Origin of the sequence: Nocardia sp. NPDC051756, assembly GCF_040681495.1 — a bacterium.
In the GTDB taxonomy this organism is placed as follows: domain Bacteria; phylum Actinomycetota; class Actinomycetes; order Mycobacteriales; family Mycobacteriaceae; genus Nocardia.
Window position 1 is genome coordinate 41,872 of record NZ_JBFAYV010000012.1, and the last position, 19,391, is coordinate 61,262.

A 19,391-nucleotide genomic window follows, 5' to 3' on the forward strand; every position below is an offset into this window, starting at 1 on the left:
GCTCGGTGCATGTGTCCGATTTCACTGATAATGCTAATGAAAATCATTACCAGTAGTCTACGATGCTGAGCATGGCTTTATTTCGGATCGGGATGTGCGCTGCCGCAACGGCATTCGTAGTCGGGTTGACGGCGTGTTCGGCGCCGGGGCAGACGTCGGCGGATCCCGAGCAGTTCGTGGTGATCGATACCGAGGAGCTGGGCGACTTCAGCCCGCTGCTCGGGCAGGGGAAGAATGGGGAATCGAAGATCTTCGAGAGCCTGTATCGGGTGAAGGAGGGGGTAACCGATCGGATACCGGCGGCCGTGCCGGTGCTCGCGGTGGGGCCGCCCGAGCCGGTCAATGGGGATCTGTCGCGGTGGCGGGTGCGCACCCGGACCGGCGTGACCTTTTCCGACGGCAGCGCGTTCGGTCCGGAAGACGTTGTGGCGACCTATAACTCGCTGATCGATCCGGTGTTCGCCGCGCCGATCGCCGCGGACTACGACTTCCTGCGCAGCGCCAGGCAGACCGGGCCGGACACCGTCGAGTTCGAATTGACCGGCGCGTACGCCGATTTCGATCACCGGCTGTTCCTGGCGATCGCGCCGGCGGAGGCGTTCGCCCAGCCGGGGCCGGCCGACCGGGCCGACCTCAATCGGCATCCGATCGGGACGGGGCCGTACGCGCTCACCGAATCCCGGCCGGACCAGGTGGTACTCACCGCGCGCGACGACTACTGGGGCGAGCGGGCGCGGGTGCGGAAGTTCGTCATCCGGCGCAGTGATGACGACAATGCGCGAGCCGGCCAGTTGCGCGACGGCGCCGACGGGACGGTGCTGCCGCCGGAGTTGGCCGACGCCGCGGCCAAGGACGGCTATCGGGTCGTCCCCGCGGTGGCGAACGATTGGCGCGCAATCACTTTGCCGTCCGGGAACCCGGTGGCCGGCGATCCGGCGGTGCGCAAAGCGTTGAACTTCGCGGTGGACCGTCCGGGAATGGTCCAGCACATCCTGGGCGGTCACGGCGCGGCCATGTCGACGCTGATCAACCAGGTCTACGGCGAGATCTACGATCCGGCCCAGGATTTCGGCTACGACCGGGACGAGGCCGCGCGCGTGCTGGACGCGGCGGGCTGGCGCGTCGGCGCGGACGGCATCCGGGCCCGCGACGGCCGCCGGGCGAGCTTCGAGATCGCCTACTACCCAACCGAAGTGCTCCGCCGGGACCTGACGATGGCGGTGGTCTCCGATGCGAAGAAGGTGGGCATCGAGATCACCCCGGTCGCGGTGGACAAGAAGCGGATGACCCCGGAGTACCTGGCGCAGACCGCGTTCATGCTGGGTGGCGGCGGTCAGCCGTACACGGTGGACAGCCAGCTCTACACCAAACTGCACTCCCGCTACGCCGCGCCGGGCGTCGGATCCAAGTGGGACAACGCCTCCGACTACGTCAACCCGAAGATCGACCAGCTGCTGGATGCCGCACGCGGAGAGGTGAATCCGCAGCGGCGGACCGAGCTGTACCGGCAGGTGCAGGCCGAGTACCACCGTGATCCGGCGATGCTGGCGCTGGTCACCACGAATCACGTCTACGTCATGCGGGACAACGGCTGGCGGGTCACCCCGACGGCGCTCGAACCGCACTCGCACGGTGTCGCGTGGGGGCCGTGGTACGGGCTCGCCCGCTGGACCCGGTGATGGGCGGCAGAGCAGGCAGGTTGATCGTTCGCCGGCTCGCCGTCGCGGTTCCGCTCGCCGGACTGGTCTCGCTCGCGGTGTTCGCGCTCGCCGCGGCCAGCCCGTTCGACCCGCTCGACGGCTACCTCGGCGCGCACGGTGACGGGTTCACCGAGGTGCAGCGGGCGGCGCTGCGGGAGCGACTGGGGTTGCAGCGCAACTGGTTCGAGGCGTGGTGGTCGTGGATCGGCGAGCTCGCGCACGGTCGGCTGGGCGAATCACGGTCGTATCGGCAGCCGGTCACCCAGGTGCTGGCCGAGCGGCTGCCGTGGAGCTTGCTGCTCGGCGTGCTCGGTGGAGTGGTGGCCCTGGTGCTCGCGGCGTTGTTCGGCGCCTGGGCGGGACTGCGGCGCGGCGGGTTCGTCGATCGGACGATCAGCGCGGCCGCGGTTGTGCTGCAAGCGGTTCCGCCGTTCGTGCTGGCGCTCGGCGCGGTACTGCTGTTCGCGTTGACCCTGCGCTGGTTCCCGGCCGCGGGGTTGACCGATCCGGGCGGCGGCGTCACTGCCAGTTCGACGGCCCGGCACCTGGTGTTGCCCGCGGTGCTGCTCGGGGTGACGCAGTTGCCGTGGCTGGTGCTCGGCCTGCGCGAGACGGTGGCCCGCACCCTGGACAGCGACGCGGTCAAAGGCGCGAAGGCGCGCGGATTGCCCTGGCGGGTCATCGCTTTCCGGCATGTGCTGCCGGTCGCGGTCGTGCCGTTTCTGGCGCTGTGCGGTGCGCGGCTGCCGGAACTGGTGGTCGGCGCGACCGTGGTCGAAACCATCTTCAGCTGGCCGGGTTTGGGGTCGGCGACCGTGGAAGCGGCGCGCAGCGTTGACTTTCCGCTGCTGGCCATCCTGACGGTGCTGATCACCGCCCTGGTGCTGCTGGGCAACCTGACCGCCGACGCGGCCGCGGTGCTCATCGATCCGCGGATCGACGCCGATGGGTAGGGCGCGGCCGATGCTCGTGTTGGCGGTCGGGGTGTTGGTGCTCGCGGTGCTCTACGCCACGTTGACGCCGTTGCTGCGGCCGGTGGACGACGTGCTGGTGGACTTCTCGATCAGCAGGCGGCCGCCGAGCCTCGAATTCCCGTTCGGCACCGACAATGCCGGGCGCGACGTGTTCGTCCGGGTGGCGCAGGGCATGCGGATCTCTCTGCTCATCGCGGCGACCACGGCGCTCTGCTCGGCGGTCCTCGGGGTGCTGATCGGGGTGAGCGCGGGGGCGTTCGGCGGCTGGTGGGACCGGATCGCGATGCGGCTGGTCGATGCGGTGAACTCGCTGCCGAGCCTGCTGCTCACGTTGCTGATCGTGGCCATGTATCGGGGATCGGTGCTCGCCATTGTGATTTCGCTGGTCCTCACGCACTGGACCTCGATCGCTCGCGTGGTGCGCAGCGAGGTGCTCGCGCTGCGGCATGCCGAGTTCGTGCAGGCGGCTCAGCTGCGTGGGCTGCCGCGGTGGCGGATCATTCGGCGGCACTTCGTTCCGGTGGCGATGGGGCAGGCGCTGATCGGGGTGGTGTTGCTGATCCCGCATGCCATCTGGCACGAGTCGACGTTGTCGTTCCTCGGGGTCGGGTTGCCGCCGCATCGCGCGTCGCTGGGCACGCTGCTGTCCGACGCACAGGCCTCGATCCTGTTGGGCGACTGGTGGTTGCTGGTCTTCCCGGCCGGTGTGCTGGTGCTCGTCACGCTCGCGGTGTCGCTACTCGGCAGGCATTGGCAGCAGAAGGTGCAAGTGCTTCAGGAGGTGGCCGCATGAGCGCGGCAGAACTCACCCTCCGGCAGGTCACCGTGCGTATTCCGCTGGCCCCCGGTCGTTCGGTGCATGCCGTGACGGAAGCGGATCTGGTGGTGCGGCGGGGGACGGTGCACGGGTTGATCGGTGAATCCGGTTCCGGCAAGTCGATGTTGGCCGCGACGGTCACCGGATTGCTGCCGAAGCGGGCGCGGATGACCGGCGAGGTATCGCTGGAGCTGAACGATCGGACGCTGACCACCCGGGAGATCTGGGCGTCGCGCGGGCGCACCGTGGCCTGGGTGCCGCCGTCGGCGATGACCTACTTCACGCCGGTCCGGCGGATCGGGCCGCAGCTGGCCGAGACGATCCGCTATCTCGGCACCGCGCACGATCCGGTCGAACTCGTCACCCGGGTCGGGTTGGAAGCTACTGCGTTGCAGCAGTATCCACACGAACTCTCCGGCGGCATGGCGCAGCGCGCGGCGATGGCCTTCGCCTTGGCGGGGGATCCGGCGTTCCTCATCGCCGACGAACCGACCTCGGCGCTCGACGCCGAGCGGGCGGCGGCGATCCTGCGGTTGCTCGGCGACTTCGCCGCGGACGGCGGCAGCGTCCTGCTGGTCACACATGATCTCACCGCGTTGCGCAAGTCCGGGATATGCACCGACATCTCGGTGATGCACGCATCCCGCATCGTCGAGTCCGGCAGCGCCGGAACGGTTCTCGACGACCCGGCGGAGCGGTACACGAAAGACCTGCTCGCCGCGCTGCCGGAGAACGGGTTGTCCCCACTGCCGTTCAGCACTCCGGAACTGGTGAATCTGCCCGCCGACTACCGATATGGCCCACCATGACCCAACGATCACTTGCCGCACAAAATATTTCGGTCCTGCTCGGTGGACGTCGAGTCCTCACCGACGTATCCATCGAGATCGGTCACGGCGAGGTGGTCGGGCTGGCGGGGCCGTCGGGCACCGGCAAAACCACCCTCGCCCATGTCCTCTCGGGGCTGCGCAGGCCGGACCGCGGCCGCGTCACCGTCGACGGCGCCCCACTGCCCCGGCGCCGCACCGGCCGGATCGCGATGCTGTTCCAGTCACCACGCCGCTCCTGTGATCCGCGGCTGAAGCTGCGCCAATCCATCGCCGAACTAGCTCGCGGACCGGTGGATTGGGACACCGTCGTCGGATCCGTCGGCATGACAACGGATCTGCTCGATCGCTATCCCGCGCAGGTCTCCGAGGGCCAATTGCAACGAGCGGCGGTCGCCCGCGTCCTCGCCTCCAAGCCCGACTACCTGCTCTGTGACGAGATGACCTCGATGCTCGACCCGGCCACCACGGCCACCGTCGCCCGCACCGTGACCGGCCTCGCCGCCACCGGCGTCGGCGTGCTGTTCATCAGTCACGACCTGTCCCTGCTCGCCGTGTGCACCGATCGGATCGTGCACCTGGGCGATAACCCTGCTCGCGATTCGCCCAACGACATCGGAGTTCTATGAGTAACGCACTGCATATCCTCACCCGCACCGATCTGGCCGATATCGACCTGCCGCCCGCCGAGGTGATCGATCTGGTCGAGGACGGCTACCTGGCGTTCGCGCGCGGCGAATCCCGCTGCCCGGTGAAGCTGATGCTGCCGATCCCGAAGCCCGAGCGCGACGCGGTGTCGTATTCGATGCTCGGCTACGACAGTTCGCTCGAGCACCTCGGTTTCAAGACCTCCTACCGCCAGGGCAGCGCGAGCGCGGACAAGTACTACACGACGATCAGCCTCTACGACGACACCACCGGATTGCCGTTCGCGTTCATGGATTGTCAGCGCGTCGGCGCCGCGCGCACGCCGGCCACCACCGCCATCATCGCGAAACACTGTGCCCGCGAAGGCGCTCGGAGCGCGCTCATGCTCGGCACCGGTATCCAAGGTCGAAACACGTTGCCGTACTTGCTCACCGCGCTACCGCAGCTCGAGCGGCTGAGGCTGTTCGGCACCCACCCGGAGGGCATCGCGGAAAGCATTGCCGCGCTGCACCGCTGGTTTCCGGACCGGGATATCGAAATGGTCGACGATGTGCCGGCCGCGGTCGCCGAGTCCGACATCGTCGTCGTGGCCTCCGGCCGGGCCGCGCATCCGAAGGTGCAGACCGAATGGCTTCAGCCGGGTGGTCTGCTGATCTCGGTAGCCAGCAAGGGCGTCGAGAGCGGAGCCCTGCGCGCGGCCGATTACGCGATCGCCACCAGCGCAGGACAACTCGGCGTCACCGGTACTCGGCTGGCCGGACCGGATGGTCAGCCGGTGATCGATGCCGAACTGCCGGACATCGTGGCAGGCCAGGCCGCCGGGCGATCCAACGCCACCGATCGGGTGTTCGCGTTCGCCAGCGGCATGATCATCACCGATATTCCGGTCGCCCATGCGCTGGCGACCCGCGCGGTCGCGGCGGGACGCGGACAGCGGGTGGAACTGTGGACCTGAACACCGCACTGATCGAACTACCCGCGCTGGAACAGGAATGGCAGCGGCGGGTGCGCGCGGACCGGCAGCTGCTCTTCGACATCCACCATGCCGTCGGCGGACCATTCCACGTCGTCTATCCGGAACAGTTCGCCGAGAACCTCCGTTCCTTCCAGAAAACAATTGCCGGGCATGGGGTCGCAGGTCAGGTCTACTACGGCAAGAAAGCGAACAAGGCGGGTTGCTGGCTGCCGGTGATCGCCGACCTCGACGGTGCCGTGGACGTCGCGAGCGAGCCCGAACTCGTGCACGCCTTGGCGAACGGCATCCGTGGTCGCGATATCGGGGTGACCGGCGCGGCCAAAACCGATGCGCTGCTCCGACTTGCCGCCAGGCACGACTGCGTGATCGCCATCGACGCCCTCGACGAATTGGCGCGGGTCGCCGAGATCTCCCGCAGCGCGGGCCCGGTGCGGATTCTGCTGCGGCGGTTGTCGCCGAATGCCCCGCACAGTCGATTCGGGTTCTCGGCAACGGATCTCGACACCGCGATCGAGGTGTGCGCACGAATGCGGCCGCAGGTCGAACTGATCGGGTTCTCGTTCCACCTGGACGGCTATGCGGTCGCACCTCGAGCGGAACTCGCCTACGACCTGATCCAGTTGTGCGCCAAGACGAAAGCGCAAGGATTGCCGCTCACCACGATCTCGATAGGCGGCGGCTTCGCCTGCCGCTATCTCCGAGACGATGACTGGAACGACTTCCTCGCGCACCAGAACGGCGAGTGGTTCCACGCAGGAAAGCAGTTCGAGAAGTTCTATCCGTACGCGCAAGGCCCGACCGGCGCGGACATGCTCGACGCCATCCTCACGACCATCGTCGATCAAAAGACACTCGCGAATCATCTGCGTGACAACAATATCCAGCTGTTCATCGAACCCGGCCGCGCACTGCTCATCGACGCGGGCTTCACCGTATTCCCGGTCCTCGGCTATAAGCAGAACACCGACTACGGCATCACCACCGTGCACGGGCTCAGCATGAGTGTCTCCGAGCAGTGGAAGGGCAGCGAGTTCCTGCCGGACCCGATCCTGGTGCCCCGCAACCCGAATCCTGCGGCAGCGCCGATCGCCACCTGCGTCGGCGGCGCCAGCTGCATGGAGTACGACGTCCTCACCTGGCGCAAAATCCCACTGCCGCAACGCCCGGTGCACGGCGACCTGCTGCTGTATCCGAACACCGCCGGGTACCAGATGGACAAGAACGAGAGCGAATTCCACCAACTCCCACTACCGCCGAAGGTAGTCATCACCCACGAGGAAGGCCGGTTCCGGTGGCGCTTGGACACATGACCGCGCAGACGTTGCCCACCCAACTTCCGCGGCTCCGCGAAAACGTCGTTCGCTCGGCCTCGGAGCTGATCGGTTCCACCCCGCTGCTCGAACTCATCCGCACCGGCACCGGCACCCGCCTGCTGCTCAAGCTGGAGCAGTTCAACCCCACCGGCTCCGCGAAGGTCCGGATGGCCAGGGAGATGGTGCTGCAAGCCGAACGCAGCGGCGAACTGCGCCCCGGCGGGCACATCGTCGAACCGACCTCCGGCAATACCGGCACCGGATTGGCCCTGATGGCCCTCGAACGCGGCTACACCTTCACCGCCGTCGTCGACGACCACGCCGCCAAGGACAAGCTGCGCGCCATGAAAGCAATGGGCGCTCAGCTGGTTTCGGTCCACAGCGGAACGACCGGCGGGCCGAGCACCGTGGAACGCCGACGCATCGCTGCCGAAATCGCGGCCCGCACCGGCGCTTACCGCCCGGACCAGCACAACAACCCGCACAACAACGCGGGCTACCACGATCTGGCCGCAGAGTTGCTCTCCGATCTCAACACCGACGTCGACTACCTGGTCGGCGCGGTCGGCACCGGCGGATCCCTCTGCGGCACAGTCGAAGAACTCCGCCGACTCGGCTCCCGCGTCTACGCGCTCGGCGTCGAACCCACCGGCTCCATCATCTTCGGCGGCGCCGGCGGCAGCTACTGGCAGACCGGCGCGGGCAGCCCGGCCGGATTCCCGGTGGGCGGCAACGTGAAATACGACGCCATCGACGAGGACTGCCGAGTCCGCGACATCGACGCGTTCGCCACCGCCCGGGTGGTCGCCCGCCGCACCGGCATCCTGGTCGGCGGAACCGGCGGCGCCGCAATCCAGGTGGCGCTGCGCCGCCTCGTGCACGTGCCCGCGGGCAGCACGGTCGTCGTGCTGGTGTGCGACGCGGGGGAGAAGTACCTCGACACCGTGTACGACGACGACTGGCTGCGCGAACGCGGCCTCTATGACGAAGCCGCGCAACAGCGAATCATGCGACTGTGCCGGGCCTACGACGAATCGGTGCGGCTGGCCGCGTACACCGTCGAGCGGGCGGGAGCGTAGATGGACGTGCGACAGTACCGGGCCATCATCGCGCTGGCCGCCCCGATCGCCGGCATCCAGCTCGCACAGGTGGCATTGACCACCGTCGACCTGGCCATGATGGGCCTGCTCGGCATCGCCGCGGTCGCGGCGGGCGGCCTCGCGCTGCTGCTCTACAACCAGCTGCGCACCATGTGCGTCGGCATGATCACCGGCGTCGGGAACATGATCGCCCAGGCGGTGGGGAGCAGCGAAAAGCGCACCGGCCGTGCCGATATCGACGACCAGGCGCGCGCCGAGATCCGCGGGCTGGTCCGCGCCGCCGCGCTCGTGGCCACGGTGACCGCGATGGCAGGCGCGCTCATCTTGATCACGCTCGGTTACGCGTTGCGCTGGCTCGGCCAGGACCCCGAGGTACTCCGGTTGGCCCGCCCGATCATGTGGACCCTCGCACCCGGCCTGATCCCCATGCTGTGGCTGAACGTGTTGCGGCAGTTCGCCGTCGGCCTGCGCCGGGCCGGCTCCCTGCTGCGCGTGACGCTGCTCTCGATCGGGGTCAACGCACTGCTCAACGCGCTGTTCATCTTCGGCTGGCTCGGCGTGCCGAAGCTCGGCCTGGCCGGAATCGGCTTGTCCACCACGCTCGTTCAGCTCTGGACCTTCGGCCTCTACCTGCGCACCGTCAAACGCGACCCGCTGCTCGGCGACCTGCTGTCGCTGCGGGCCTGGCGGGCCGACCGGGCGACGGTCACCCGAATCATCCGGATGGGCACCCCGATCTCGCTGACCTACGGCGCCGAAGCGGCGATCACCTCCATCGCCGCGGTCCTGATGGGCAGCTTCGGCCCGGTCGCGCTGGCCGCGAGCAACATCGTCAACCAGCTGGCCTACATCGTCTACCAGGTCAATATCGGTCTCTCCCAAGGCTCTTCGATCCTGGTCAGCCGCACCATCGGCCAGGACGATCGAAAGGCAGTGGCGGGCATCGCCCGCCGCACCTTCACCCTCGGGTTCGCCTTCATGACCGTGGTCGGCCTCGGCTATGTGCTGTTCCCCGGTGCGGTGCTCGCGCCGTTCCTCGGCTCGCATCACGACGACACCGCCGTCATCGCCGCGGCCTCGACGTTGTTGTGGTTCGCGATCATTCAGCAGTACTGCAAGGGCTCGCAGAACCTGTCCATCGGGCTGCTGCGCGGCATCGGGAATACCAAGGCGGGGATGCAGAGCACGCTGATCGGCTATTTCGCGATCGGCGTGCCCGCGATGGCCGGGTTCGGGTTCGGACTCGGTTGGCGCGCACCGGGTATCTGGCTCGGCCTGTGCCTGGGCTTCGGCGCCACGGCGTTCCTGGTGTGGCGCAGGTTTCAGCGCGGCGTCGCCGACATCGTCACGCCCACGCGGGAATCCGTGTCATCGATTCGGTGAAAGCGGGCAAAAGGGGTGAAACACTCAGAACGGCGCGACATTTCGACTAGCAACTATTCAGGAATCGCCGCCCACATCGTGGTTCTGCTCACTTCCCGACTCGGCTAAACGATCTTTCTCTGCGGCGTCGCAGCACGTCGGGTATGGTCGGCGCGGATCGCGAAACTCTGCTTAACAGCCCAGGCGGAAAGGTCGGCCGAAGACATGTGCGCAGCGGGGCCGTTCAGCGGACTCAATCGCAGACAATTCCTAGCGAAGGCGGCAGCGGCCGGTGCGGTGGGAGCGTTGGCCTCGTGGGCCAACCCGATCATCGAGCGGGCCTATGCCGCCGACCCCGCGGGCATGGGCGGACTGGGCGATATCGAGCACTTCGTCCTGCTGATGCAGGAGAACCGCTCGTTCGACCACTACTTCGGCACCCTGTCCGGCGTGCGCGGCTTCGACGAGGCGTCACCGGCCTGGCAGCAGTACGGCTGGACGCCGGGCGCCGGTCCCGGCCCGGACGGCTTCGTGAACCCGTTCCGGCTCGACACCACCCGCGGCGCCAGCCTGGACGGCGAATGCATCAACGACCCGGACCATTCCTGGGCCGGCATGCACCATGCCTGGAACGGCGGTCGCAACGACCAGTGGATGCCGATGTCGGTCGCCGGCGTCGGCCCGGCGAACGCGGCCGCGGCGATGGGTTACTACCTGCCCGAAGACATTCCGATCCACACCGCGCTCGCCGACGCCTTCACCCTCTGCGACAACTATCACTGCTCGGTGCTCGGCCCCACCGACCCGAACCGGCTGTACTGGATCAGCGGCACCATCGACCCGGACGGGCTGGCCGGCGGTCCGCTGGTGGAGACCCCGGCGATGATCCCGCAGCACGTCTACAGCTGGCGCACCTACCCGGAGAACCTGTCCGAGGCCGGGGTGAGCTGGAAGGTCTACAACAACCGCGACGTCGGCCCGCTGTCCTCGGTGATCCTCGACGGCATGCTCGGCTGCTTCACCCAATCCGCCGACCCCAACTCGGAATTGGCGCGCCGCGGCCTGGCCCCGGTGTACCCCAACGACTTTCAGGCCGATGTCGCCAACGACACGCTGCCCGCCGTCTCCTGGGTGATCCCGTCGCTGCTGAACTGCGAACATCCCGCGCTGCCAGCGGCTTTCGGCGCGTACGGGATCGTGCAGCTGCTCGACATCCTCACCTCGAACCCGAAGGTGTGGGAGAAGACCGCGCTGATCATCAGCTACGACGAGAACGGCGGCTTCTTCGACCACGTCACCCCGCCCACACCGCCGCCGGGCACCCCGGGCGAGTTCCTCACCGTGCCGCTGGACCGCGTGTCCGCCGCGAAGGGCATCGCCGGTCCGATAGGTTTGGGCTATCGCGTTCCCGCGCTGGTGATTTCGCCCTACACCCGAGGCGGGCTGGTCGCCTCGGAGACCTTCGACCACACCTCACAGCTGCGACTGCTGGAAACCAGGTTCGGCGTGGAGGTGCCGAACGTGACCGCGTGGCGACGCGGGGTCACCGGCGATATGACCTCCACGTTCGATTTCGGCACGGCCCCGAATATCGCGAAACCGGTGCTGCCGGATCCGAAACCGAAAATGGATGCCGCGGTCGCCCAATGCGGCCCGAATATCGCGTTGGGTACGGCGACGACCGGGATTCCCTATCCGGTGCCGCCGAATTCGATGCCGACACAGCAACCCGGAAGCCGGCGCAAGCCGAGCGGGTTGGTTCGGGCATGAGAGTGGCCCAGCCCTGGCGGGGGCTGGGCCACTTCTCGAACGGATGAGGTCAGCTTGCGGTGGCGGGCACCCACCGGACCGACGGGACGACGGAGCGTTTTCGCATCGCCGCGAAGCTGTGTCGGGCCGGGCTGATCAACGCGGTGAACCAGGTACGGCGGTGTTCGGCCAATGCTGCCGCGACGGCGGGGATGTGGATGCAGTGCACGCCGCCCGCCATGCCCAGGCGGTGGCGAGCCGTCTGGTTAGTTCTGGTGCCCAATGGTGTTCCTTTGCTTGCTGGTGCTGGCGCCTCGATCGCCAGGGCGAAGATTAGCCGAACGAAAGTGCCGCGCAGAGTATTTTGCGCAAGTAATTGCCTCGGCGTGTCGGAAAGTTGTCGCCGCTGTACCCGGTCCGGCCGGAATTGTTGCGAATCGGTCTCGGCCTCGTCACGGATCGGGCAATTGCGGCGGTGGGAGGTGGAAAGCGCGGCCCGGATGGGTAATCGGGTTGATTGTGTCGCCGTAGTCGAACGTCGGTGTCGGCGGCACTGCCGCGCAGCGGCGCGGGCGTATGGGTGGCGAGTTCGCCATCGGCAGCGGGATGCGAGACTGGTCGAATGTTGCGGATCGGCCTCACCGGAGGCATGGGAGCGGGCAAGTCGACGGTGGCGCGGATTCTCGCCGACCTCGGCGCGGTCATCATCGATTCCGACGTGATCGCCAGGGAGGTCGTCGCGCCAGGTACCGAAGGCCTCGCTGCGCTCGTCGGGGCGTTCGGCCCGGAGATCCTGGCGGCCGACGGGAGCTTGGACCGGCCGGCTCTGGCGGCCAAAGCGTTCGCCGACGACGAATCGCGCGCGACCCTGAATTCGATTACCCATCCGCTGGTCGGAAAGCGCACCACCGAACTCATTTCCGCGGCGCCCGGCGACGCCATTGTGGTGCAAGATATTCCGCTGCTGGTCGAAAATGGTCTGGCGCCATTGATGAATCTGGTCGTCGTGGTCGATGTCGACGCGGAAACTCGGTTGCACCGCCTGGTCGAATTCCGTGGCGTCGCCGAGGCGGATGCGCGGGCGCGGATTGCCGCGCAGGCGACCGACGAACAGCGCCGGGCCGTCGCCGACGTATTGCTCGACAATCGCGGGGCGCCGGACGCGGTCGACGGCGCGGTGCGGCAATTGTGGCAGGAGCGGCTGGTGCCGTTCGAACAGAACCTGCGCACCGGAACTCCCGCGCGTCGCAAGGAAATACGCGTCGTGCCCGCGAACCCGGAATGGCCGGCGCAGGCGCAGCGGCTCATCGCCCGGCTGTGGGTGGCGTGCGGTGCGTCCGCGTCGCGGATCGATCACATCGGGTCGACGTCGGTGCCGGATCTGCCGGCCAAGGACGTGATCGATCTCCAGATCACCGTCGCCGACCTCGCGGTCGCGGACGGATTGCGAGATGCGTTGGGCGCGGCGGGTTTTCCGGTTCGCCCCGAGGTCACCGAGGACTGCCCGCGGCCGACGCCGCAGGATCCGGCGGGCACCGACGTGTCGTTGTGGACCAAGCGCTACCACCAGAACGCCGACCCCGGCCGACTCGCGAATATCCATGTGCGCGTGGCCGGTTCGCCGGGGCAGGAGTACGCGCTGCTGTTCCGGGACTGGCTGCGCGCCGATGCCGGGGCGCGCGCCGAATATCTCGAGGTGAAGCGCGCGGCGGAGGCGAAGGCGGCCGGGCTGGTCGGTCCGGCGGCGATGACCGCCTACATCGACGTCAAGGAACCGTGGTTCGCCGCCGCCTACCCGCGCCTGCTCGCCTGGCGGGATCGCTAGCGGCGCAACGGCTTTGCGGCACTTACCGCCAGGTGAGCGTGACGCCGAGCGACTCGAGCCAGTGCCCGAGGCTGTAGTCGTGCGCGGCGATGCCGTCGATCGCGCCGGTGGCGGTCTCGATGGCCGCCTGCGCCTGGGCGGCGGTGAGCAGCCCGGCGGTGAGCGCGGCGAGCAGCTCGTCGACGTCGAGCAGTTCGGTGCCGCGCCCGGAGCGCACGATGATGTCGAGGTAGTGGTCCACCGACTTCCACCGTTCGGGCGTCACCTGACCGAACTCGCCGAGGTCGAGGTAGAAGTCCTGATCCCGCTGGTGTTCGGGGTGGTAGTGGAAGACGGTGGCCCGCAGCGCCAGGTCGGGCAGTAGCCACGATTCGATGTAGTGGAACTGTTCATGGTCGGAGGTACGCGCCATGTACAGGCCCCACGGTTCGACGTGGTACTGCTCGACCGGCCGCACGAATCCCTTCGGATCCGTATTCGTCAGGTCCGCGAGATCGAAGTACTCGACCTTGGGTCGATGCACGTCAACGGAGGATGCCTGGGTCATGCATTCAGAATCTACCGCCGCGCCGCCGCAGTCGAGTGGCCTGACGGTTACATCCAGGTGAGCGTGATGCCCTGGGTGGCCAGCCAGTCCTCGACGCAGTGGTCGTTGGCGGCGAGTCCGTCCAGGGCGGCGGTCGCGCACTCGAAGGCCCGGTGCGCCTGCGCGGTGTCCACCAGTCCGGCCGCGTGGGCGGCCAGCAGGTCGTCGACGCCGAGCAGTTCGACGCGGTGACCGCGGTGCACCTCGATGTCGAGGTAGTGGTCCACGGCCTTCCAGCGTTTCGGCGCGACCTGGGTGAACTCGCCGATGTCGAGGTGGAAGTCGTGGTCGACGTGGTGCGCGGGGTTGCGCCGGGCACAGGTGACCCGCAGCGAGAGCTCGGGCAGCAGCCAGGACTCCAGGTAGTGATGGTGCGGCACCGGGACGATGCGCGCCATGTACACGCCCCACGGTTCGTGGTGGTAGCGCTCGACCTGGCGGACGAAGCCCTTGCAGTCGGTGCTGGTGAGCTCCGCGAGATTGAAGTACTCGACGTGCGGCCGATGCGGCGGGTGACCGGGCGGTAAGGCGGTGTTCGGCGGGGCGGCGGCGTTGTGATTCAGGCCCGGCACCGCGGCGCGGAGGTGTCGGGCGATGGTTCCTGCGAAGCCGGTGGTCGGCACGGTATTGAGCAATGGAATCAGACCTCTCATGGCTCTTTAGTCCTTCGCCACATCCGAACTTGTTGTCCGAACAACCAAGTCAGAGTACACCCGGGTATTGGCCGTTGGGCGGAATGACGCGATATGTTTTTGGATACGAAATGTGTTGCCGCAAGGGACATTTCGGACACGTAACGACGTCTGGGAGTGAAACGGTATTGATCCGGTAAAGCGCGGATTATGTTCCGGGAATGTCGCGCGGTCGCGCGCGGTTCAAACATCGGGATCCCGATGGACGACATCGGCGGATTATCCCCTCGACCGGGGAGTGTGGTGACCACCGCCACGCGACCGGAGAAACTTGTCGGTGGCTGGGCTTAGGCTGGTGAACATGGCATTCGCAACCGAGATTCCGACGGAAGGCTACGCGGAGAGGATCTCGACCGAGACCCCGCTCGCCCACTCCGAGCACCGGCCCGTCGGCGAGATCGAGCGCAGTGAAGCGCGCTTCGAGGTGGTCAGCGAGCACGTGCCCGCCGGTGACCAGCCGGCCGCGATCGAGGAGCTGGAACGCCGGATCAAGGCGGGGGAGCGCGACGTCGTGCTGCTCGGCGCCACCGGCACCGGCAAGTCGGCGACCACCGCCTGGCTGATCGAACGGCTGCAACGCCCGACGCTGGTGATGGCCCCGAACAAGACCCTGGCCGCGCAGCTGGCCAACGAGCTGCGCGAGATGCTGCCGAACAACGCCGTCGAGTACTTCGTCTCGTACTACGACTACTACCAACCCGAGGCGTACATCGCGCAGACCGATACCTATATCGAGAAGGACAGCTCGGTCAACGACGACGTCGAGCGGCTGCGGCACTCGGCCACGTCCAGCCTGCTGTCCCGGCGCGACGTGGTGGTGGTCGCGTCGGTGTCGTGCATCTACGGTCTCGGCACCCCGCAGTCCTACCTCGACCGGTCGGTGCAGCTCGAGGTCGGCACCGAGGTCGACCGTGACGCGCTGCTGCGGCTGCTGGTCGACGTGCAGTACACCCGCAACGACATGGCGTTCACCCGCGGCTCGTTCCGGGTGCGCGGCGACACCGTGGAGATCATCCCCTCCTACGAGGAGCTCGCGGTCCGCATCGAGTTCTTCGGTGACGAGATCGAGGCGCTGTATTACCTGCACCCGTTGACCGGCGATGTGGTCCGTCAGGTCGACATGCTGCGCATCTTCCCGGCCACCCACTACGTGGCCGGTCCGGAACGGATGGAACGCGCGGTGCGCGACATCGAGTCCGAGCTGGAGCAGCGGCTGGCCGAGCTGGAACGCCAGGGCAAGCTGCTCGAGGCCCAGCGGCTGCGCATGCGCACCCAGTACGACCTGGAGATGATCCGGCAGGTCGGGTTCTGCTCCGGCATCGAGAACTACTCGCGGCACATCGACGGCCGCCCGGCCGGGTCGGCGCCCGCGACGCTGCTCGACTACTTCCCCGACGACTTCCTGCTCGTCATCGACGAGTCGCACGTGACCGTGCCGCAGATCGGCGGCATGTACGAGGGCGACATGTCGCGCAAGCGCAACCTGGTCGAGTTCGGCTTCCGGCTGCCGTCCGCGGTGGACAACCGGCCGCTCACCTGGGAAGAGTTCGCCGAGCGGATCGGCCAGGCGGTCTATCTGTCGGCCACCCCCGGTCCGTACGAACTGGGCCAGGTCGGCGGCGAGGTGGTCGAGCAGGTCATCCGCCCGACCGGCCTGGTCGACCCGCAGGTCGTGGTGAAGCCGACCAAGGGCCAGATCGACGATCTGGTGCACGAGATCCGGCAGCGCACCGAGAAGGACGAGCGGGTGCTGGTCACCACGCTGACCAAGAAGATGGCCGAGGATCTCACCGACTATCTGCTCGGACTCGGTGTGCGGGTGCGTTACCTGCACTCGGAGATCGACACGCTGCGCCGCGTCGAACTGCTGCGGCAACTGCGCCTCGGCGAGTACGACGTGCTGGTCGGCATCAACCTGCTGCGTGAGGGTCTCGACCTGCCCGAGGTGTCGCTGGTCGCGATCCTCGACGCGGACAAGGAAGGCTTCCTGCGCAGCAGCACCAGCCTGATCCAGACCATCGGCCGCGCGGCGCGCAACGTGTCCGGCGAGGTGCACATGTACGCGGACAAGATCACCGACTCGATGCGGCACGCGATCGACGAGACCGATCGCCGCCGGGCCAAGCAGGTCGCCTACAACACGGAGCGGGGTATCGACCCGCAACCGTTGCGCAAGAAGATCGCCGACATCCTCGACCAGGTGTATCTGGAGGCCGACGACACCGAGGTCGCGGTCGGCGGTTCCGGCCGCAACGCCAGCCGCGGCCGCCGCGCCCAGGGCGAACCCGGGCGCGCGGTCAGCGCCGGCGTCTACGAGGGCCGCGACATCAAGTCGATGCCGCGGGCCGAACTCGCGGACCTGGTCAAGGAGCTCACCGCGCAGATGATGAACGCGGCCCGCGAGCTCCAGTTCGAGCTCGCCGGCCGCTTGCGCGATGAGATCGCCGATCTCAAGAAGGAACTGCGCGGCATGGACGCCGCCGGATTGAGTTGACCGGCAGCGTCCTTCGCGGGTCAGCTCTGGGTGGCCAGCCACTCGTCGACGCGGCGCTTCGCCTCTTCCACGGAGACGTCCTCGACCTTGGTGATGACCGCCCAGCGATGCCCGAACGGGTCGATCACCACGCCGAACCGGTCTCCGGTGACGAAGGTCTGCGGCTCTTCGGCACTGCGGGCGCCGTTGTCGACGGCCCGCTTGATCACCGCGTCGACGTCGGGGCAGTAGTGCACGATCGAGGTGTGCACCCACTCGCCGTTCGGGGCGAGCACGTTGTTGTCCGGGATGGGCATGCCCAGCTGCAAGGTAGAGTCGCCGATCTTCAGCTCGGCGTGCGCGGGCTGCCCGTCCGGCAGATCGTTGCGGGTGATCACCTCGGCGCCGAAGACGGCGGAGTAGAAGTCGATGGCCTTGTTGCCGTCGCCGACCGCGAGGAAACAGGTGATGGAGTGGTAGCCCTCGGCAATGGGGTTCACGGTGTTCGTCATGTCATCAATCCTGGTCGGGCGGGTGTTGCCGGTCTTGTAAGAAAGCGACACGGTGCCCGGCGGGAGCGAAACGATGCCCGGCGGCCTTGATTCCGAACTGCCCCGGAACCCGGCGACGCCCGCGGACACCACCGGCATCCTGCACCCGGACGAGCAGGCCAAGTACCGCACGCTGGCCCGGCTGCCCGCAGGCCCGCCCGTCGACCGGTTCGTCGAGTGGTACTGGTCGGTGCGCTGGGACCTGCGCGGCCGCCCGCCGTATCAGGCCGAGGTGCTGTCCTACCCGAGCGTGAACGTCACCTTCGAGCGATCCGCCACGCGCACAGGCGGTTTCGTCAACGGCGTGTGCACCACCAGGTTCATCCGGGAACTCAGCGGCGAGGGCGAGGTGTTCGGCGTTCGATTCCGCGCAGGCGGCTTCGGCGCGTGCACCGGACTCGACGTCGGCTCGTTCCGGGACGCCTCGGTCGCCCTGACCGACGTCATGCCCGACGCGGACGGCCTGGCCGAGCGCGTCCTCGCCGTCGCCACCGACGAGCAGCGCCGTGCCGTCCTCGAGGACTTCCTCATCGCCCGCCCCGCCGCCGACGATCCGACCTACCGCCTGGTGCTGCGCATCATCGACGCGATGGCGCAGGATGAGGAGCTGACCAGGGTCGACCAGATCACCGACCGATTCGGCATCCCGACCCGCACGCTGCAACGGATGTTCCGGCGCTACGTCGGCGCGGGCCCGAAATGGGTGCTGCGCCGCTATCGCCTGCAAGACGGCGCCGAACTGCTCGCTCGCGGTCGTACCGAAGATCTCGCCACGCTGGCCGCGGAACTGGGATACTTCGATCAGGCGCACTTCTCGCGCGAGTTCACCGCGGAAGTCGGAATGGCTCCACTGGAATACGCCAAGAATTCGCTACGCTCGCGCAACGAGGTCACGGCGAAGGTCATCCCGACCAGGATGTAGTTGCGGAGCCGACCGTATTCGACCATTCGACCACGGCCCGGGGGATAACCCCCGGGTTGCCTAGTTGAATGTTGCACTACCTACTGTCAGCCAAAAAAGGAGCTGGACATGGATGTCGTGGTGTTGATCGGACGGGTGTTGTTCTCGGTGTTGTTCCTGAGCTCCGGCGTCGGGCACTTCATGCAGACCGAGCAGATGGCGGGCTACGCGGCGAGCAAGGGCGTGCCGATGGCGAAGCTGTCCGTGCTCGGCTCGGGCGCGCTGTTCGGTCTCGGCGGATTGAGCGTGCTGCTCGGCGTGTGGGCCGACCTCGGTGCGCTGGTGCTCGCCGTGCTGCTGGTGGTGACCGCGGTGCTGATGCACCAGTTCTGGAAGGAAACGGATCCGCAGGCCAAACAGGGCGAAATGGTCAACTTCAACAAGAATCTGGCGCTGGCCGGCGCCGCGTTGATGCTGTTCGCCTTCTTCGCCCATGTCGACGACCTCGGATTGACCATCACCGGACCGCTTTTCGACCTCTGACCCCGCTTGCCGCGCTAATATTGCGCGTCCTTTTTACTGCAGGGAGAGGAAGGCATGGACATCATCGGAGCGATTCTGGGCTTATTCTGGGCGAACTACCAACAGTGGCCGTAATGGCACGGTAGTCCCAGGCTCCAGCGGCCCGTCGCGGTGCGTGATTTACGCGCCGAGGCGGGCTGATGTCTGTCCGATCCGCCCTGGTGTGTGACGAATATCCCAGGGGGACAAGAACGTTCGGCGCGGTTGTGCTTGATCACAGTTTCCCGGCCGGACAATTGTGTCTGCCCAGCTTGCCGATGCCCTTCCCGCATTTCCTGGCGAACGTGTGGCGCCAATGCCAGGACACCGGCAATG

Annotated in this window: 18 protein-coding genes; 14 read left to right on the top strand and 4 right to left on the bottom strand. The window is 67.4% G+C overall.

Features of this window, described 5'->3' with window-relative positions; genetic code table 11:
* Window positions 1-71: 71 nt before the first annotated feature.
* The 10 genes from AB0M22_RS38880 to AB0M22_RS38925 all read left to right on the top strand — a co-directional run bounded on the left by AB0M22_RS38880 (window position 72) and on the right by AB0M22_RS38925 (window position 11,487).
* Complete coding sequence (locus tag AB0M22_RS38880; protein WP_364737601.1) at window positions 72-1,679, top strand: ABC transporter substrate-binding protein; 1,608 nt, start codon at window positions 72-74, stop codon at window positions 1,677-1,679.
* Entirely contained in the window at window positions 1,640-2,653 is a 1,014-nt protein-coding gene (locus tag AB0M22_RS38885; protein ID WP_364737603.1) for an ABC transporter permease, read from the top strand. The genes AB0M22_RS38880 and AB0M22_RS38885 overlap by 40 nt, the downstream gene beginning before the upstream one ends.
* Before the next feature lie 10 nt (window positions 2,654-2,663).
* A complete protein-coding gene (locus AB0M22_RS38890) occupies window positions 2,664-3,467 on the top strand; it encodes an ABC transporter permease (protein ID WP_364737605.1) in 804 nt (267 codons plus the stop codon).
* Window positions 3,464-4,300, top strand: coding sequence for an ABC transporter ATP-binding protein (locus AB0M22_RS38895; protein WP_364737607.1), 837 nt, complete (start codon window positions 3,464-3,466; stop codon window positions 4,298-4,300). Before AB0M22_RS38890 ends, AB0M22_RS38895 begins: the two co-directional genes overlap by 4 nt.
* Window positions 4,297-4,947, top strand: coding sequence for an ATP-binding cassette domain-containing protein (locus AB0M22_RS38900; protein ID WP_364737609.1), 651 nt, complete (start codon window positions 4,297-4,299; stop codon window positions 4,945-4,947). The genes AB0M22_RS38895 and AB0M22_RS38900 overlap by 4 nt, the downstream gene beginning before the upstream one ends.
* On the top strand, window positions 4,944-5,921 hold the full coding sequence (locus AB0M22_RS38905; protein WP_364737611.1) for an ornithine cyclodeaminase: 978 nt from the start codon (window positions 4,944-4,946) through the stop codon (window positions 5,919-5,921). The genes AB0M22_RS38900 and AB0M22_RS38905 overlap by 4 nt, the downstream gene beginning before the upstream one ends.
* Window positions 5,912-7,252 (top strand): alanine racemase, encoded by a 1,341-nt coding sequence (locus tag AB0M22_RS38910; protein WP_364737613.1) that lies wholly within the window; start codon window positions 5,912-5,914, stop codon window positions 7,250-7,252. Before AB0M22_RS38905 ends, AB0M22_RS38910 begins: the two co-directional genes overlap by 10 nt.
* Complete coding sequence (locus tag AB0M22_RS38915) at window positions 7,249-8,334, top strand: cysteine synthase family protein (protein WP_364737615.1); 1,086 nt, start codon at window positions 7,249-7,251, stop codon at window positions 8,332-8,334. The genes AB0M22_RS38910 and AB0M22_RS38915 overlap by 4 nt, the downstream gene beginning before the upstream one ends.
* On the top strand, window positions 8,335-9,738 hold the full coding sequence (locus tag AB0M22_RS38920) for an MATE family efflux transporter (RefSeq protein ID WP_364737617.1): 1,404 nt from the start codon (window positions 8,335-8,337) through the stop codon (window positions 9,736-9,738).
* 204 nt (window positions 9,739-9,942) lie between these two features.
* Complete coding sequence (locus tag AB0M22_RS38925; protein WP_364737619.1) at window positions 9,943-11,487, top strand: alkaline phosphatase family protein; 1,545 nt, start codon at window positions 9,943-9,945, stop codon at window positions 11,485-11,487.
* Window positions 11,488-11,536: 49 nt separating this feature from the next.
* On the opposite strand, the gene AB0M22_RS38930 is transcribed toward AB0M22_RS38925, so the two are convergent.
* Window positions 11,537-11,749: a hypothetical protein gene (locus tag AB0M22_RS38930; RefSeq protein ID WP_364737896.1), complete on the bottom strand. Its 213-nt coding sequence runs from the start codon at window positions 11,747-11,749 to the stop codon at window positions 11,537-11,539.
* A gap of 339 nt (window positions 11,750-12,088) precedes the next feature.
* On the opposite strand from AB0M22_RS38930, the gene coaE reads away from it, so the two are divergent.
* A complete protein-coding gene (coaE, locus tag AB0M22_RS38935; RefSeq protein ID WP_364737621.1) occupies window positions 12,089-13,291 on the top strand; it encodes a dephospho-CoA kinase in 1,203 nt (400 codons plus the stop codon).
* A gap of 22 nt (window positions 13,292-13,313) precedes the next feature.
* On the opposite strand, the gene AB0M22_RS38940 is transcribed toward coaE, so the two are convergent.
* Together AB0M22_RS38940 and AB0M22_RS38945 are read right to left on the bottom strand one after the other, a co-directional pair.
* Window positions 13,314-13,838, bottom strand: a complete 525-nt coding sequence (locus AB0M22_RS38940; RefSeq protein ID WP_364737623.1) for a DUF402 domain-containing protein — start codon at window positions 13,836-13,838, stop codon at window positions 13,314-13,316.
* Between the two features lie 47 nt (window positions 13,839-13,885).
* Complete coding sequence (locus AB0M22_RS38945) at window positions 13,886-14,530, bottom strand: DUF402 domain-containing protein (protein ID WP_364737625.1); 645 nt, start codon at window positions 14,528-14,530, stop codon at window positions 13,886-13,888.
* 340 nt (window positions 14,531-14,870) lie between these two features.
* On the opposite strand from AB0M22_RS38945, the gene uvrB reads away from it, so the two are divergent.
* Window positions 14,871-17,063, top strand: coding sequence for an excinuclease ABC subunit UvrB (uvrB, locus tag AB0M22_RS38950; protein ID WP_364737627.1), 2,193 nt, complete (start codon window positions 14,871-14,873; stop codon window positions 17,061-17,063).
* Between the two features lie 20 nt (window positions 17,064-17,083).
* Here uvrB and AB0M22_RS38955 read toward each other — a convergent pair whose 3' ends face one another.
* Window positions 17,084-17,554 carry a VOC family protein gene (locus tag AB0M22_RS38955; RefSeq protein WP_364737629.1) on the bottom strand — a complete coding sequence of 157 codons (471 nt, stop codon included), beginning with the start codon at window positions 17,552-17,554 and terminating at the stop codon, window positions 17,084-17,086.
* A gap of 73 nt (window positions 17,555-17,627) precedes the next feature.
* On the opposite strand from AB0M22_RS38955, the gene AB0M22_RS38960 reads away from it, so the two are divergent.
* Together AB0M22_RS38960 and AB0M22_RS38965 are read left to right on the top strand one after the other, a co-directional pair.
* Complete coding sequence (locus tag AB0M22_RS38960; protein WP_364737631.1) at window positions 17,628-18,515, top strand: AraC family transcriptional regulator; 888 nt, start codon at window positions 17,628-17,630, stop codon at window positions 18,513-18,515.
* A 108-nt stretch (window positions 18,516-18,623) separates the two neighbouring features.
* A complete protein-coding gene (locus AB0M22_RS38965; protein WP_364737633.1) occupies window positions 18,624-19,037 on the top strand; it encodes a DoxX family membrane protein in 414 nt (137 codons plus the stop codon).
* Window positions 19,038-19,391 lie beyond the last annotated feature (354 nt).